The organism is Deltaproteobacteria bacterium, assembly GCA_016931625.1.
Lineage (GTDB): Bacteria > Myxococcota > XYA12-FULL-58-9 > XYA12-FULL-58-9 > JAFGEK01 > JAFGEK01.
The window spans coordinates 11957-30042 of record JAFGEK010000147.1; the positions used below are offsets into that span (position 1 = coordinate 11957).

Consider the following 18086-nt stretch of genomic DNA (forward strand, 5'->3'; position numbering starts at 1 on the left):
GCCTTATAACTGAATTGCAGTTATTTTTTGTATTAATTATTTAGACTTTATGTTTTTTAATTAACTCTGCTAATTTCTTCTTCATGTAAGGTTAATAATGCAATAGTTCCACCTTCATCATCACAGAATTCCACTTCATATGCTAACGGTTCAGAATAAATCATCACAATAGTACCAATCGCTCCTTCGGGCAAATTGTGCTGCACAATTGCGTGATTCAACCGTACAACGTCATAGTCATTTAGCTTGTTCATTTTTTGCTTGGTATCCCGGTTACAAGGCAAACGGCTCCATCATTTTTACGTATCCATGCAAAAGTCACATCAATGATACGTCCGTTAGCTCCATTGATTGTTATTACCTGATTATACTTTACACCATGCTCAGTGGTTGAGGTTATTTGTGCTTTATTTTCATCAAAAATAATCTGTTTGGCTAATGCATTCATGTTATTTTGTGTATACCCAAGAGCTTGCTCGAACCATCGAGCCTTTTCTTTACCAACTGGGTGCTCAGGATTTAATAAATAACGTTTAAGCTTATCGATTACACTTGCTCTGGTAATTTCATTATCCGAAATATTGCTAATATGATTTGCATCACTTAAATCATCAACATAAGTCATCTGCTTCTTTTTACCGCCAGTAGTCGTCACCTCTAGCGTTGGCTCACCATTACTATCATAAGCAGCACTTGAACTACCGTCTTGATTAAGTTTGCGGTAGGCGGCAGCAATTGGATCTTTTGTACTTGGTATTTGGGTAAAGCCTTCAGTCATAGGATTCATTACATCGACTATAAATCGCTTTCCATTGACGATAACTTCACTCCATGCATGCCCACCTTCACCGTTAGGTATTTGTAAATTACCGCGCACTAAAGTCGAGTTTAACCCAGCCTCAGTTGCAAGCATATGAAATAGTAAAGCGCGATGGCGACACATACCACCACCTAAGACTCCGACATCACCAAGTAATACTTCTTGACCACCATAACCATTAGTGCCATCAACACCATTTTGAATCCAGCTATTCATCCGCTGCTGCACCGTAGCGCGCTCACCACCGCCATTCATTATATGGTCTACATACATTGCTAAATGCCGAACACGTTGTTCAGGGCTTAGTGCCATTACTTCTGGGCTTTTTGCGTGCTCGATAAATTCGTTCAACCTTACGTCGCGTTGTCTATCTACTACAATGACTTCACGTGGATTTTTCGATGTAAAAATTATACTACCATCAGAACCAATATTCGTACTACGCCCGCCATCAACATAACCATCGGGCACTGGACCATGCAATTTGTTAGTTGCTAAAAATTGTTTACTTGCTTTATTTGCTGGCGAAACCACTTCAGCTGCAACACTTGCAGTTTTAGGTGGTTGTGGTGCAGCAGTATGACGAATATAAGGTAACTTTGGTAATAAACCAGCCATACTGCGCACACGCTGGTAAGCTTTTTGCATCCATTTGGGCGCTGGCAGCGCTCTTGTAGCACTTGCGTTTGCTGTTTTGCTGCTTGTCTTAGCAACACCTGCTTCTGATTTGGAGGTAACTTTAGCGCCTCTTATGCTACTGATTGCTGAATGTGCATGTCTAGCTGCCGCACCAGTAATCACACCAGTAATCACGGTTTGAACCATTTGTTCTATCGTTGGCTTACGTCCTTCAAGCAGTGAACGCAACAACACATCAGCAGCACCAGTAGAAGCATCAAAGGCAACAGCTCTTAGACCTGCTTGGGGAATTTTCGGTGCCGCAGCACCAAGTATCCCACCGGTAAAAAAGGCAATACCGGCACCGGTAACTGACCAACGTTCTGCTTCGCTAATCGAACCAGGATCTTTGCCAACTGTAGAAATAAAACGGCCCATGGCATCGTTAGTTACATTGACTATACCACCAAAAGCCGCACGACCAAGCGGATTAGTGGTTAATTTCATTGCTACTGAACCTGCACGCCCGGCATTTTGTGCGATAGCGGCTAAACGACCAAAAGCTAGAGACGGTAATATTGCACTAACCCCAACGACTGCCTCTTCACGATAACCATCGGTATAGGCCTCCATTAGTCGCATGGCATCTATTTTCTTACCGCGCATAGTATCATCAAGCGCTTGCATACCAACGCTCGTAACGCCTGCTGCAGTTGCGCCAGTACCTACAGCAAGCACTACTCCACCGGCGGTGCCTACTGCCGGGGCAGCAGCGCCTAAACTTGCTATGGTAACAATAGTGCCAACCGAAATAACTACCACTCCACGCACTACACGATTAGCAATTTCTAAACGCTCAATGGCGGTATCAACAGCTTGATCTTCGATAGCAACATATTCAGCTAACCCGTCTTGCGTGAGAGCAAATTCTCTAAAAAATATATCACGCGCTTTTATAACTTCATTTTCGGCAACAGCGTAAGCACCTATATCGCGCTTTGATATTTTATCTAAGTTTTGTCGGGCAGCTTGGTAATTTACATAAGCCTCACGAGCTAAAGATAAATGTTTACGTGCTCTATTAGCATAATAATTACTAATGCTGGTTGCATTATAGGCGCGCTCCCGGAATTTAATACTTGCTTCAAGACCCCAACCACCGCTTTCTTCACTTGTATCCATGGCGCGTTTGCCAAGTATACGCGCAGCGCGCTCAGGATCACCCTGGCCAATAAGCGCAACGTTAGTTTCTATACGTTCACTGATTGGACGCCGTTGTATTAAATAATAGATATATCCAAGATCGCGACCAGAAAGGTTACTAACACAACGATTAAAGAAAGCATCTTTGCCACCAAATTGACGATCGTATTCAGCAATAACCATGGCGATTTGATGCGGTTGAAGATTTTCAAAAACCTCCGCCACTTTATCTTCGTCATCATCTTTTAAAATACTCTCTGGCAGACAGGCATTAAGCTCTCGCGCCAGTTGTGCAGCATTTTCAAAAAAGGCGCTTATTACTATTTTATGTTCAGTATAACCTGCAAGGCGCGGTACAAAAGCATTAATATCAGCAAGACTTGCACCATTGGTATATAGACCATCAGCTTGTGCGGCAATGGCGCGAAATAGCGCTGGGTGCTTAGCCAATTTGTTTAATGAATTACGCAATGCTGGGCTATTGTGTAAATCGGTCGCAGCACGCTGTAATTCACCTAAAGATTTTGCGCTGCTGTTATCAGTATTAATATTAGCAAAGTTAGCAATAAGCCGAGATATATCATCGTTAGTAAAAGTATCAGCATCTACTTGGCGTGCTTGCCATGCTTGTATCAACAGGCTTTGCGGGTGGTCTTGTGTAGCTTCGGCAATAGTTTCACCGTTAGCCAGTTTTATCAAATCACCAATACTGGCAGGATCAAGGGGGTCGGGCAAAGGCGGTGAAAACATTGCCAGCTCTTTGCGTAACGCATTAATACCCCGCATCATGGCTTCGGGGGTAATATCACTAACTCCAGCGCTCTTAAGTTGTGCTGGAGTATAGCCACAAGTATTTTGCAAAATGGTATTAATTACACCACCCAGCTTTGATTGAACTTGAAAAATCTCTTGAATTTTATTGTTAAAATAATTATCAATTTCACCCCAGGTAGCATCACTTGGATAGGTGCCGGGGTCAACCCCGTGCATCTTGCAAAGCTCAATAAATAACGCTTCTATTTGTGTGGCATCAGCATTTTCATCTATTGGTGATGACAAACCTAAGGCCATAAAACGATTATGTATATGCTTAGCTAAAACAGCATCGTGGGTGTGGATTAAGTCACTTTGTTGTCTTAATTTCTTGCGCAATTCAGTAAGGCCGGCAATTTGTTGAGCAAGCGAACCCATACCTGCACCATCAAGTTTTGCCTGGGCTTTTATAACTTTTATTATTTGCTCAGCTGTAGCAGCTTGTGGCGGTTGTTTGCGTTGTCGCTCTTTATCTGCTTCTAAAACATCATTAGCTTTATCATACTCGGCGCTCAAACTTGCTATACGTTTGTTAAGCACGCCAACTTCTGCATCAATACGTTGAGCGAGTTTTTTATTTTGCTCACCCGTGTTTTGTGGTACTTGCGCATCAATATTCATGATCAAACTATAAGCATGTCTTCTTAAGCCAGCAGTTTTAGCATCTGTGGGCAAACACTCTTTAAGAGCGACGGTATAAATGTCAGTGGTTAACTGTTGCGCAGTATTTTCAACTACATTTAGTATACCAAGTGATAATTCAAAAGCTTCAAGACGTTTTAATACCGGCCTTGTGAGCAAGCCATCTTGCATAGTGGCATCAACACGCTCTAACAATTTTGCAGCACACGTATGTTCAGCGCCAATGTCAACTAATAAAGCTGCTTGTGCTGCTTGGTCTTTAACCTTTTCATAACGCTGCACTAAATCGCGCATGCGTTTAAGTGACTGACCAAGGTCATTAACCACGGCAATATCGGCAACATTAGTTGCTTGCGCTGCGCCACTTGGCCCTAGTTGTTTTTGCAAAACATCAAGCTTAGCATTAATGCGTTGTATTTGAGTGGTTGCCTGGGCATGAGCATGGTTTGCCACTCGCCACTTTGTGCAACCCAATGGCACGTTTGCCATAACTGCTTTGGCCTGCTGTAAAATACGTTCAAGTTCACCACGGCTGCTAATAAGCCTTTCACTGGCGGCTTTGGCACCATCTTGAGCAGCACGGGCATCGGCTACAATTTCATCAAGTTCTTTAATACCTTGATTGAGAAAACTAATCGCCTCAGCAGGTTTATCTGCAGCTTTTAACCCTGTAGTAATTTTTCGCCATTGCTGCGTGTCAATATAACTACTGCTTGAAGCAATTAACTTTTTAGTAGCCGAGGTAGCTACTTTAATTTCTTCTTTACCAGATACTTTCGCAAAATCACTGCGAGTTACTGGTATACCACGACCAGGGATAAATTGTTCACCATCACGCAAGCGCGCGTAATTTTCAAGGGCTTCATAACTATCTTTAAACTGCTGACGGACTTCAGATTTTTCAAGCTCTGCGACTATTCTGTTATAATCAATACCTTTAGCTTCTAATTCGCGCAGTAACTGTTCTCGTATTTCTTGTTTATTAAATAAATCTGTATCATCTAAAGAAAAGAGCAGTTTGGCCATTGCCTGCTCTTCCCATTTACGTGTCCAACCAGCAGCTAGTGATTCAATGGCGGCAGCACGAGTTTTTGTATCAAGTGCTGTAGCAGCTTTATTTAAAAAATCTTCTCGCTCTTGTGGGTCTTCAAGCTCACTTAAAATATCTTGAAAATCCAGGTCAACATCAGCTGCCACCCGCATAAAATCAGAGAGCTGCGTTGGCGCAATTAAATGCAACAACTGCGCCATGATTGCTTCTTCTTTAGCGCTAGTGAACCCAGAGCTTAAATCTTTTACAGCAGCAGCTATTTGTGTAAGGCCAAACTTAGATAAAGGCGCCTTAGCATCAGCACCTGGTGGTTCACGCAAAGCTTCGGCCAATAACGTTATTATTTTGGCGCACTCTTTGGGATCTTCAATTTCATCACAAAGCCGCGCCAAGTCATAACCATCAGCAGCTAACAGTTTTAAAATGCTCAAACGATCTGCGGCGGTGATTCTGGGGTTACTAAGTAGCGAAACAACATGGGCCTCTTCTTTTTTCGAGGTATAACCCTTTAAATCGCAGGCAATAGCTTTGGCGATTTGTCTATGTTGATCAGTTGCTTTAAAAACAAACGCCGCATCAAAAGAAGGCTTAACTAACCCCAAAGTTGTTGCAACATATGGATTGTTGTCGACTACTGCCTGACGTAACTCTCTAATACGATTAATAATTTCGTTATAGCGGCCAGCAGGGTTATTAGCGCGTAAATGCTCCATAAAAGCATTTAAGCGCTGAATTTTTTGGCTTGATTTACCCGCTTGCCCCAGAAGTGACATAACAAACTGCGTCATAGCATTTTCATTACTATGATTAGATGACAGCCATACTGACAATTTAGCCGCCGCTGCCCGTAAATCACCTTTGCCATTTACAATTTGTGCGGCAATTTCTGGTGCCGAAGGACTACGGGACTCTTTATTTGCTGATAATTGTTGATTAATTTTTGCTATCGTAGAAGTGCCAGACTTATCACTATTGCTAGTCGGGGCATAGGTCATAGTCGTATCCTTATGGTAGTAGTCCTATATACCCAAAAGGCAGCGATTTGAGTTAATTTTTTAAAAAATTAATATTGTGCTGAATCAAGAAAATCAGCAACATCTTGAAGAGTAATTTTCTTTTCTTGATAGGATAATGTTTTACCAATTCGCACCATATTTAATGCCGCAAGAAAAAAATCATCCCAATCAGATGAAAGTGAGCGTTTTAACTCAGTTGGTAGTGGGACTTGGGGCAAAAAATGAACCAACTGACCGCGACCCATTTGTATAAGTAACATTAACTTATCCGCAAGCTCGTCGCTGACATCATGCTCGGGACGCTCAGCAAGATCAGGCAAGGCTAAAGGTTGAATACCAATAGCTACTTCAACCGCCGTAATAGCCAAAGCTACGGCGTCATCTGGGGTTAAAAAAGGAGCATAGGCTGGCGTCAACAAATAATTTTGCATTAAGCCATATTGCATACGCACTGAGCCACTAGCCGGATCAAATAGACGCACTTCACTCCCGGTAACTAAAATATTGTCAGGCTTAATATCACCATGATTTGGCAATCCTTTTTGCGCCATTTTTTCAAGATCAATTGCAAGATCACTAAGCATGGTAAGGTTAAAATCAGATTTTTTATTAATTACCTCGCGCAAAGTTTCACCTTGCCTATACTCAAGCACCAAATATGGCACGCTGTTATTTTCATCACTGCTTGTAATTTCTCCTGCGTGTAGCATGTTGATATAGCGTGAATTGCTATCAAGTTTTTTATAGGTAGCAATTTCGTTGCGCAAAGCGTCAATAGGATCAGGTTCTGATTCACTAATGCTACCGGTATCTTGCCAGAAGAGCCTGGTCGGTGTGGGTAGATCTAGAGCTGGTTGACCCCTTGGTATTTTAAGTATGGCTGGCTGGCGAGTAGCGCCATACAAAGCCCTATAAATATCGGCAAGAGCTCCATGTGCAAGAGGTTGCACATCATAGATATCAGAAATGGAATTGATGTTGATAATTGTCATAGCGAATCCAAGTTAGACAGAAAAAGCACAAAAGTTAAAGAGTCTTAAGCAAAATTCGCCATGGTTCAACTCCTTCACCTTAACTCTCCTCACGTCAGCCCTGCTAGTGTGAACACCAAAAACACAGGCGACACTTACGGTGGCTCGGCGCTAATTGAGCGATTACTTGAACCGAACCTATTAACATCACGCCATCATATCGATATGATGGCGTGATGCATCGCACAACAATAAATCTCGACGAAGCTATTTACCGGCGCGTGAGCCGTTTGGCCCACTCCCGCAATAAATCCCTAGCGCGTACCATCGAAGACCTATTGCGAGCTTCCCTCAATAAACACACACCATCCGTGGCTAAACTGGCGTTGCACCGTGACAATGGCGCGCAAGCCGGCGTCGATATCGCCGACCGCGATAGACTCTATGATCTAATGGATGGTCGTTAACATGTTTGCAGTTGACACCAACATCTTCATATATGCGCATTTTGACGGCTATCCCCAGCATGCCAAGGCACGTCAATTCTGCCAAGACCGGTTAATGGCTGGCGATGAGTTTCTAGTTTTAGTGATAGTAGCCTTATTCGGCCTTGTCATCACGACCATAAGTGATTACAATGTAATTACAAAAGAAAGGTGAATATGCGTACTCATCTGGTTCAGATTGGAAATTCACAGGGTGTAAGGCTACCTAGAGCGATTATTGAGGAGGCCAAACTCAGCCGCGATCTCGATGTTGTTGTCGAGGCGGGTGCAGTGGTCATTCGCAGCGCACCAGTGCGGGCGGGCTGGGCGAGTGATGCCCGTGCCTGTCATGAAGCGGGTGACGACAGCCTTGCGGACTGGGACGCTACCATTATTGATGGCGACTGGCAATGAGACGGAACGAAGTGTGGTTGGTCAATCTCGATCCGACCATCGGCAGCGAAATCAGAAAGACACGCCCTGCAGTCGTTGTGTCACCGGACGAATTGAACGAGCAATTGAACACGGTGATCGTAGTGCCTCTTACCACGGGCCGCGCCTACGCCTTTCGTGTCTCTACTAGGATTCAGAACAAAGATGGCGTCGCCGCCCTTGATCAGATTCGCACTATCGATAAGCAGCGTCTAATCCGCCGAATCGCTCTACTCGATGCTCATTCTGCCGAGCGATTGTTTGCAGGACTGGCAGAGTTGTTCGCTCCATAATATCTCTAACGTATTTGCAACACGATGATTGGCTCTCTCCGCTGTCGCTTAGTGCCAGACACCGAATTTTTTTAAGCGAAGAACATTGCTGCTAGCAACAACAATACCCCTCTAAGTTTCACATGCCTTTACTGGAGGCCGTAAGACCTAATGAGTGATCAAAACAGTATTGTAATGTCTAACCACACACTAACCGTGCGGCAAAAAAACCATCCATGCCATGATAATGTGGCCAAGTTTGTAAAACCTCACCATCAGCAAAGGGCGCTAAATATGGATGCAGCCAACTTGCGGTATGCAATGAAGTTTTACTAACCATAAACTCTGGATGTCTTTGTAAAAAAGCCTTGATCCGCTCGGGGCCTTCTTCTTCGGTAATTGAACATACCGCATAAACTAACACGCCCCCTGAAGTAAGTAAGCTTGCACCTGCATCAAGTAATTGATCTTGTAGAGCCGTTAGCTCTTTAAGTGAGTTTTCATGGCGTTGACGCAATTCAGGATTTCTTCTCAGTGTACCACTACCACTGCATGGAGCATCCAAAATTACTAAATTTGGCGGGGTGGCAAATTGTTTAGTGCTACTCTTTGACGACTTGGCATTGGCTTCGCTAATCGCAAACTGCACAGCTTGTAATAATACCGCATGATTAGCGCTATCAGCCGCTTTAATAATTATTGATTTTAGCTGCAAACGCTTGGCTGCTTGTTGAATCAATCGCAGCTTACCCGGATGAATATCAAGTGCAATTATCAAACCGCTATCGTTTATTAATTCTGCAAGATGCGTAGTTTTACCACCTGGGGCGGCACACATATCAACAATTACCGAATTTTCACTGGGTGCCGCAAAATGAGCGACTAACTGCGCCGCTGCATCTTGAACGGTAATATTGCCCTTTATAAAGTGTGATAATTTCGCAGGTGCCCCAACATTACGTATATTCAATGCATTGGGTACTTGACCGACAAATTCTACTTGGGCGTTTAGTGCTTGCAAATCTTTAAGCACTTGTTCTGTTGAAGCCTTAAGTGAGTTAATTCTAATTGTTATTGGTGGCGCTAAGTTATTGGCTGCGGCAAATTTTTGAGCATCTTGTTCACCTAGTTGTTTCACAACGCGTTGTAATATCCACTCAGGTTGTGAGTATTTAATGGCTAAGGTTGCAATCGGATCAACATTTTGCACATCTGAGATTTGCAAGTTATCAGCATCACGACGGCGTGCTAACTCACGCAATACCGCATTAACAAAACCTGCTTGATAGTGGTGATACATGCGTACTAAAGCAACAGCTTCGTTAACTGCACTATGATCCGCCACTCGTAAATCTAAAAGTTGATACGCACCTAATCGTAAAGCAACAGCCGTCGCTGTCGGCAGTTTTATCATCGGCGTTTTCATTAATTTATTAAGAAAAAAATCAAGGCGTTGTTGCTGACGTAAAGTTCCATAAACTAATTCGGTAACTAGACGCACATCGCGGTCATCGAGATCTGCACGTTCGATAGCAGTATCAAGAACACGATCAGCAAACGCCCCTTCACTAGCCACTCGTACTAATATTTGATGGGCCAGCAAACGCGATTTAGTAATTCGCGGTGCTCTTTTAGTGCTTTTTGTTTGATTTCGCTGATTCACGGTACCGGTAAATTCAACAACGTACGTAAGGCTTCAAGTAAATCTACTAGCCTTAGTGGCTTTTGCAAAAATAAATTAGCACCAGCACCTAAAGAACGATCACGGGCGTCTTGAATACTGGCGCTTATTGCAAGAATTTTCATGTTTTGTATCGCACTAGATTTACGAATTCGTCTGATTAATTCTAAACCGTTTAGCACCGGTAAGTATAAATCGATAACTAATAAATCTACTTGATTATTTTGTATGTACTGCCATGCTGAGCCGCCATCGGCAGCCTGCTCAACAAAAAAGCGTAAAAGTTTTGTATCTTTCTCGTGTTGTAATTTCTCGATACCAAGTAAACACAAATCACGAATTACAGGGTTGTCTTCAACTACAAGAATATTAATTTGCTGCATACTATCTATACTACCGTGTACTGCGTGATTTCGCGAGCAATGTGTGCTGAAAGTTTAAAAATTCTTTATGTATATCAAGATTATCAGGGGGGTCCCTAATTAACGGCTGCTTCTTCAGCTTCATTGCGACGCTTTTCTTCGTCGGCAATCGCCTCTTTACGCGATAATTTGATCTTGCCCTTTTCTAGGCCTATCACTTTAACCAATACTTCGTCGCCTTCTTGTAATACGTCTTCAACCCGGGCTACACGACGATTTGCCAATTCAGAAATATGAATCAAGCCATCAGTGCCGGGGAATATCTCAACAAAAGCGCCAAAGTCCATGATCTTACGCACTGTGCCCATGTATAATTTGCCAATTTCGGGCTCTTGGGTGAGATCTTGAATCATCTTTATAGCTTGGTCTGATGCATCGCCATCATTTGATGCTATTTGTACCGTTCCATCATCTTCGACGTTAATTTGGCACCCGGTACGTGCGATAATATCTTTAATAACCTTGCCACCTGGTCCGATTACATCGCGAATACGATCAACCTTTATCTTCATCGAGGTAATACGTGGAGCTAGATTTGAAATATCCTGACGACTTTCGGTAATGGTGCGCGCCATCTCAGAAAGGATATGCAAACGCCCAAGTCGCGCCTGCTCAAGAGCACTCTCTAAAATTTCGCGTGATACCCCCTTTATTTTAATATCCATTTGGATAGCAGTAATACCATTGGTGGTACCCGCGACTTTAAAATCCATATCGCCAAGATGGTCTTCATCGCCAAGAATATCGGTCAATACTGCTATACGATCACCATCTTTTATCAATCCCATAGCAATACCAGCACATGGACCTTTCATAGGTACGCCGGCATCCATAAGCGCTAATGAACCACCACAAACCGTTGCCATCGAAGACGATCCATTAGACTCAAGAATGTCACTCATCACGCGAACGACATAGGGAAAATTTTTGCCGTCTTGTTGCACTAAGTATTTTAAAGCCCGTTCAGCTAGAGCACCATGGCCGATTTCACGACGACCTGGGCCACGCAATGGTTTTACTTCGCCAACTGAATAAGGCGGAAAATTATAATGCAACATAAACGAACGATAGCGCTCACCCAATAAGTCATCGATCTTTTGTTCATCTTGGCGAGTACCTAAAGTCACGGTTACCAATGCTTGCGTTTCTCCACGCGTAAATAAAGCCGAACCATGAGTACGCGGCAATACACCAGTTTCACAGGTAATTGGACGAACATTGGTTAAACCACGGCCATCAATACGCGATTGCTCAGTTAAAATCTGCTCACGTACCATATAATGCTTTTGCGCCGATAGAATGCTGCTAACCTCGTCAGCTCTTTCAGCTATAGTCGCATCCTTTGCAACTAATGCCTCCATGACCTCTTTTTTCGCTACATCAAGCGCGGCATAGCGAGGCACTTTTTCACGAATATCATAAGCGGCACGTAATTTTGATGTGGCTATCTCTTTTACTTGCGCTGCCAATCGTGCATCAACTTGGGGCGGGGTGACTTCACGCTTAGCACGCCCAATTTCATTTTTCATCTCTTCTTGCAGCGCTAAAACCTTTTGTGCTTCTTCATGTGCAAAAAGCAGAGCATCGATTGCGTCTTTTTCGCTAATTTCATTGCCGCCACCTTCAACCATAACAATGGCATCACGGCTACAAGACACAAACATATCAAGATCCGCCTTTTCACGATCTTCAAAAGGCGGATTCACCACTAAATTGCCGTTAATACGTACAATACGCATACCGGCAATTGGGCCTAAAAACGGAATTTCAGATAATTCTAACGCTAACGATGTACCACACATTGCTAACGTATCAGCCGGAAAGGTCGGATCAGATGAAAATACTGTTGCAGTAACCTGGGTCTCACATGACCAACCTTCAGCAAATAAAGGTCGGATAGAACGATCAATAAAACGTGAGATCAGCGTTTCGTCATCACGTGGCTTGCCTTCACGCTTAAAAAAGCCGCCTGGAATACGACCAGCAGCAGACATTTTTTCTTGGTAATCAACAGTAAGCGGTAAAAAATCAATACCATGTTTAGCTTCTTTAGCGGCATTAACTGTAACTAACACTACTGTGCCACCAGCTTTGATAAGCACCGAGCCAGCAGATTGTTTTGCAAGTTTGCCAGTTTGAAAAGTTATAAATTGTTCACCAATTTGAACGGATTTTTCTAAAAAATTCATTAGTTTTCTTCTCTCTTGAACTCACACCCCTATGAGCGGAGCTTCTCATATCCTACGAAAGCAGTATCCTTAATTATGCGCCCGCTCAAGTCGTAATACTTATGCTATTACTTGCGCAGACCGAGAGACGTAATAAGATTACGATAACGATCAAAATTTTTACCCTTTAAATACTCAAGCAAGCTTTTGCGCTGTGAAACTAGCATAAGCAGCCCGCGACGGCTGTGATGATCTTTTTTATGAGTCTTAAAGTGCTCAGTAAGCCCGTTAATTCGCTCAGTTAGTAATGCTACCTGAACTTCAGGTGAACCCGTATCACTAGCGTGAGTTTTAAATTTGTCAATAATTTCAGATTTCTTTTCTGTATCCAGCGCCATGATATACCTCGCTAATAAATGTTGCGCCTATCCCCGGCGTGGTGGAGAAATGCGCTAGTTGCGCCCTTCCACTACGAGATCCGATAACAACAGTCAAGGACTTGAGTGCATCTATCTCCCTTTTTCATAAAGATGCCACAAGCTTATATTAGACACTCTTTTCGAATAAGCTCACTTATAATTCGTAAATTCTTAAGTTTTCTGTTCTTTAAATCTACATTTTAATGTAATGACCGATTTTTTATCTTTAACTAACAAATTTGAACTGGATATTTAAAGAACAGGAAATAAGGAACTGCGAATGAAAGGCGATGATATAGCTGATAGACGGATACTTTTTGATGTTCTTATTTGTGATCAACTCTATTTATTTCGGCTTTAACTTTGGTTTACTCTGCACTGCTGCTTGTGGACCGCTAGCACTACGATTCGTCTGATTTATCGATTTGGGTTCGATCAATCCACCTTTATTAGGTGAGACATAACGCCAAGGTATTCCAGGTATTAATGGTTGTTGTGGTAGTGGTTCTGGTATCAGTTCTAATGATTCTGGTATCTGTGGCGGTGATGATACATCAGTTATTTCTTGGGTGGGATTTGTTGGTAAACTTTTAGCTTGTGAAGATACCGTTGGTTTTGTTGGTTTTTCTTCAATTGCAGAAGCGGCGGTTGGTTCACTTTTAGATGTTGGTTGAGCAACTGCTGGTGATTTAACAGATGCTTTTGCTTTGCTATTTGCTTTAGTACGTTTAGTAGGCGCTGATGTTAAAGGCATTTTAAATATTGATGTTGCATCACTATCCGCCGTGTTTTGTGGTCGCCTAAACATAGCTGTTGGCTCATCTTCCATATCATCAACTGCATTTATTGGGCGCTCAAATACAGGTGTTAAATCACGACTAAACTGTGGTGTTTGCTCAGAATTTTGTTGCTTTGGACTATTATCAGACTGATAACGCCGACGTCGTGGCATTTCAACAATAGCGGTAATTTCATCACGCTCTCTTTTTGAATACTGCTGCTGTTTAGGCAAAATTCGTTCAAGCTCGGCAGCAAACTCGCTTGCATCTTTAGGGCGTTCATTAGCCTTGAAACGCAATGAATGTGCGATTAAATCATCAAAAGTAGGTAAAACACCTGTAACTAGCTCACTTGCAGGTGTTGGACCATGACGAATCATCGCTTCAGCAATCGGCCCAACATGTTCACTACGAAATGGTAGCTCTCCAGTTAGTGACTGATACAGACTAACCCCTAATGCAAATACATCGCTGGCTTTGCTTGGACGCTCACCACGCAATATTTCAGGGGCAGCATATTGAAAAGTACCTACCCAAACCCCGACTGAGGTCAATTGCGATACTCGCGGACCTTTAGCTAAACCAAAATCAAGAATTACCGGCGTATCATCGTCACGCAACATAATATTGCTTGGTTTTAAATCACGGTGAATTATATCTTGAACATGAGCAGTAGCAAGAGCCTTAGCAATTGCATGAAATATTCGCATCACGCGAGCGGGAGTAATCTTACCTTCACGCTCGATAATGGCGCTAAGCCCTTTACCAATAATGTATTCCATTACTAAAAAAACTAAACTATCGGCAACACCAAGTTCAAAAACATGACAAATACCACGGTGGTCCAAGCGTGAAAGTAATTCAATTTCACGACGCATTCGCGCTAGTGGCATACCACCATCTTTATGAGGAGTGTGTAATACCTTTAAAGCTACAATACACTGCCTTGTAACATCTTGTGCACGATATACAGTTGCAGCTACACCACTACCTAAAGTCTCACCGATTAAATATGACCCTAATTTGCTACCAGGGCTGAGATGATATGGATCTAAATTCACTTCCATATGTTTATACACTATTGCATTAATCTATTGGTTATCGCGATAACAAAAATTACAACTATTTAGTCAATTTGGCAAATACCGCAATGATATGATACTTTATTAACCTCATGAAAACATCAAATATTATTATTTTTATAAACTTACTAATTACTCTTAGCTGTCAACAAGTTGAACCAATCGGAGAATGCGTACTTAGTATTGCCTCTGATTCTCCCACCCGTGGACCAGAAGACGCTTGGGTAACTATGGTCGAGTTTTCTGATTTTCAATGCTCGTATTGCCGCGAAGCTAATAATACTATTAAAGAACTACTTGATACCTATCCAGATGATTTACGTTTAGTGTTTAGGCACTTTCCGCTACCGCAACATAAATTTGCTTACAATGCTGCTATCGCCGCACAATGTGCACAGCCACAAAACCGTTTCTGGGAAATGGCCGCAATTTTATTTGCCCACCAATCTGCACTTTCAAATGATGATTTGGCATCTTATGCGCAACAAGCTGAATTAGATATTGATCTATGGAATCAATGCTTCACAGAACGCCAAAGCTTTTCTCGGATTAGCGCCGATAAAAATGACGCTACTATGGCCCTAGTTAGTGCAACCCCAACATTTTTTATTAATGGTAAACGTTTAGTGGGGTCTTTACCTTTGGCTGAATTTAAAACTGAAATCGATAAAGCCATTGCTATCGCTAGCACTAGTGGTGCTAGCCGTGATGAGTATTATCCCATGCTACTAAATAAGGGATGTAAAGTAGAACAACCTTAAGTTGGGTAATAATGTTATGGATAGTTGTGAAAAGATTAGCTTGCTAGAGGCGCTCTAAAAGGCGCCTCTAGCAATTGCGATTATATTATCAGCACGTCTCTACTGCTTGTGCTTGTAGGCCTTTAGGACCACGCACAACTTCAAACTTGACCTTTTGACCTTCAGCCAAAGTTCGGAAACCATCTGATTTAATCGCAGAGAAGTGCACGAATAAATCGTTGCCACCGCTATCAGGCTTGATAAAACCAAACCCTTTGCTTTCATTAAACCACTTCACAATACCTGTCTGAGCATCAGACTCTTGCATACCAAAATCCTTCTCACCGCAAAAGCGGTCATTACAGTATTCAGCCTTATTAGACCAAATACGAAAAAAATTGTCATTGGGTAAAATAAGGAAGCCTGAAATACTACTCATGTTAAATCAGTCTGCCAATATTCCCATCAACTAAATTAATTCATACACTAGTAGCAGTCACAAAGCCAGAGACAAAATGATTAGCATAAATGTAAATTACCTATTTATAATACAACGATTACGATCTTCTCTTTTAGCCGATTGTAATCTTTTATAACAAAGCTATTGCTATGATAAAAACGTTATAATCACTAAACACGGTTTTACTATTATAATAAAAATATAATCATGCCACTTATATATAAATTTAATTGTTGGGTCTGTTTAATCAATGCGGTTTTCTTTTTTTAACGCGACGTTTATGCCCAACCTTTTTTTTGCCTTTCTTCTTCTTGAACTTTAAAGCCATGCCAGTTTCTGCTTTGCTATCATCTGGTTCCTCCAATGGAATGACATTAGCAGAGGTCTCTGATGACTTATCAGTATTATCAGATAATCCTGGCTTAGTTGAAATTACTGCTTGCGTACATTTTTCTCTGCATTCAGCTAATCTTGCTGAACACTTAGAAGTACATGTTTCATTTTGGCAACCTGCATTACATGCCTCAAATTGCTCTCGGCTACGCTGCTCGCAATTGCTAATATCAGATTCAAGAGGAAAACGCTGACACTGAGTAAAGGGTAAATCTGCGGTAATTGCTGGGGCTATGCTTGATAAAGCAGAACTTCGAATATATCCGACTCGACCAGCATTATCATGTACAAGACTGTAATCACCTTTTATAGCGATTCGTTCGACAACTGCGCCCTTCTCAACCGTACCAATTATCGCATAAGCTTTATCAGGACCGCAGATTAACTGTTCATTTTTTGCAACAAAACCACGCCAAACAGACGCAGCTTGAAGATTTTGTTTTTTATCTGTCACTGATGAATTTGCATTTATAATTACTATTATTAGTAAAAATAATATTAATAACGCCTCAGCCGCTATGACTAATAGTCGCCAATCTAAAGTTAATTTACTTAATTTTGCCCCAGCATTAGGTGACGAAAATGATTCAACAGATGCAGCTTGGTCGATGCCATCAAATGCTGCATCCGTATACGCCGATGGACTATTTGCATCAAAAGCATTTTCACTATCGTTATGCAATTCTGCAGCTTCGCTGTTATCACCCAAAGCGGTTGCTTCAACATTAGCAGAAGAAGATTCTGTCGGCGATATCGATTCACTTTTTGAATTATCTGAAGATGATTGTGGATGTACAATCGAAGTTAAAGTTGGTTCAGATGCAGATTCTGATCCTGTTTTGGTATCATCCGCAGACTGATCGATAGCTTTTTCTTTGCCAATATTTTCTGGCGTTTTTGTTAACGAAGACGCTGAACTTGGTGCCGCGGTAAAATCAAAAGATGCAAGTGGACGATTAGCAACAGGATTAGCTGTTGCAGTAGCTTTTGATTGAGGCGGTTTGGGAGCAGCAAAAGGAGAAGTACCCAATTGCGGACTTGGTGGCATTGGAGCACTGCTAAAATCACTTGATGTCGCTAAAAAACCTGGAGAGGTTGATGACGATAAACTAGATGTCGAAGGTGGTGATGCTAAATTCGAATTTTGTGGTGGTGGTGGTAGCGGTGGTAGCGGTACCTTGCTAGATGGTGGTGGCAACGGCGCCCTCGAGTTAGTGTTTGTTGGTGATGTAGTTGACGAACTCGTTTTACTGGACGCAGAAGTGCCCGTTTTTGGAATAGCTAGCTTGGCTGTTAACTCAGGGCCTAGAATCTCATCAAGGCTGTCTGAGACCGACCCTTTTTTATCACTCACACATTAATCCTATCCATCTATAGGTCTAAAGCAAAGAAAACCGCACCATGTATGTAACTTACTTTATCTTATAAAAGATCATTTAAGTTGCTTATAAAATCAGTCACTCACTCTTACGGTCGTGTTACAGATCTATCATATTCGTACCTCACACCTAAGCAAGCGGACAAGCTAATATGAGGGTGCAAGATCAAAAATTGCTTTTCTTGAGAGAATGATAGAGACGATTTCGAATAAGCTCTCACTTAAAATTCCCTATTCCCTA

General features: G+C 42.1%; 13 protein-coding genes. 3 read left to right on the plus strand and 10 right to left on the minus strand.

Going from position 1 to position 18086, the window contains the following annotated elements:
• Positions 1-56: 56 nt before the first annotated feature.
• The 3 genes from JW841_12495 to JW841_12505 form a co-directional block, all read right to left on the minus strand.
• The gene (locus JW841_12495) at positions 57-254 is read right to left on the minus strand and encodes a DUF4926 domain-containing protein (GenBank protein ID MBN1961755.1); all 198 of its coding nucleotides are present in this window, start codon (positions 252-254) and stop codon (positions 57-59) included.
• On the minus strand, positions 251-6142 hold the full coding sequence (locus JW841_12500) for a hypothetical protein (protein ID MBN1961756.1): 5892 nt from the start codon (positions 6140-6142) through the stop codon (positions 251-253). Before JW841_12500 ends, JW841_12495 begins: the two co-directional genes overlap by 4 nt.
• 68 nt (positions 6143-6210) lie before the next feature.
• Positions 6211-7155 (minus strand): hypothetical protein, encoded by a 945-nt coding sequence (locus tag JW841_12505; protein ID MBN1961757.1) that lies wholly within the window; start codon positions 7153-7155, stop codon positions 6211-6213.
• A 635-nt stretch (positions 7156-7790) separates the two neighbouring features.
• Between JW841_12505 and JW841_12510 the strand changes: the two genes are divergently transcribed.
• Both JW841_12510 and JW841_12515 read left to right on the plus strand, forming a co-directional pair.
• The gene (locus tag JW841_12510) at positions 7791-8033 is read left to right on the plus strand and encodes an AbrB/MazE/SpoVT family DNA-binding domain-containing protein (GenBank protein ID MBN1961758.1); all 243 of its coding nucleotides are present in this window, start codon (positions 7791-7793) and stop codon (positions 8031-8033) included.
• Complete coding sequence (locus JW841_12515; GenBank protein MBN1961759.1) at positions 8030-8344, plus strand: type II toxin-antitoxin system PemK/MazF family toxin; 315 nt, start codon at positions 8030-8032, stop codon at positions 8342-8344. The genes JW841_12510 and JW841_12515 overlap by 4 nt, the downstream gene beginning before the upstream one ends.
• Positions 8345-8522: 178 nt before the next feature.
• On the opposite strand, the gene rsmB is transcribed toward JW841_12515, so the two are convergent.
• The 5 genes from rsmB to JW841_12540 form a co-directional block, all read right to left on the minus strand.
• Positions 8523-9986, minus strand: a complete 1464-nt coding sequence (gene rsmB / locus JW841_12520; GenBank protein ID MBN1961760.1) for a 16S rRNA (cytosine(967)-C(5))-methyltransferase RsmB — start codon at positions 9984-9986, stop codon at positions 8523-8525.
• Complete coding sequence (locus JW841_12525; GenBank protein ID MBN1961761.1) at positions 9983-10387, minus strand: response regulator; 405 nt, start codon at positions 10385-10387, stop codon at positions 9983-9985. Before JW841_12525 ends, rsmB begins: the two co-directional genes overlap by 4 nt.
• Before the next feature lie 95 nt (positions 10388-10482).
• Positions 10483-12615 carry a polyribonucleotide nucleotidyltransferase gene (gene pnp, locus JW841_12530; protein MBN1961762.1) on the minus strand — a complete coding sequence of 711 codons (2133 nt, stop codon included), beginning with the start codon at positions 12613-12615 and terminating at the stop codon, positions 10483-10485.
• A 107-nt stretch (positions 12616-12722) separates the two neighbouring features.
• The gene (rpsO, locus tag JW841_12535) at positions 12723-12992 is read right to left on the minus strand and encodes a 30S ribosomal protein S15 (GenBank protein MBN1961763.1); all 270 of its coding nucleotides are present in this window, start codon (positions 12990-12992) and stop codon (positions 12723-12725) included.
• A gap of 367 nt (positions 12993-13359) precedes the next feature.
• On the minus strand, positions 13360-14859 hold the full coding sequence (locus tag JW841_12540; protein ID MBN1961764.1) for a protein kinase: 1500 nt from the start codon (positions 14857-14859) through the stop codon (positions 13360-13362).
• Positions 14860-14966: 107 nt separating this feature from the next.
• Here JW841_12540 and JW841_12545 point away from each other — a divergent pair, with 107 nt between their 5' ends.
• Positions 14967-15635, plus strand: a complete 669-nt coding sequence (locus tag JW841_12545; protein MBN1961765.1) for a DsbA family protein — start codon at positions 14967-14969, stop codon at positions 15633-15635.
• 88 nt (positions 15636-15723) lie between these two features.
• On the opposite strand, the gene JW841_12550 is transcribed toward JW841_12545, so the two are convergent.
• Entirely contained in the window at positions 15724-15942 is a 219-nt protein-coding gene (locus tag JW841_12550) for a cold-shock protein (protein MBN1961766.1), read from the minus strand.
• Positions 15943-16321: 379 nt separating this feature from the next.
• On the minus strand, positions 16322-17821 hold the full coding sequence (locus tag JW841_12555) for a hypothetical protein (GenBank protein MBN1961767.1): 1500 nt from the start codon (positions 17819-17821) through the stop codon (positions 16322-16324).
• Between the last annotated feature and the right edge of the window lie 265 nt (positions 17822-18086).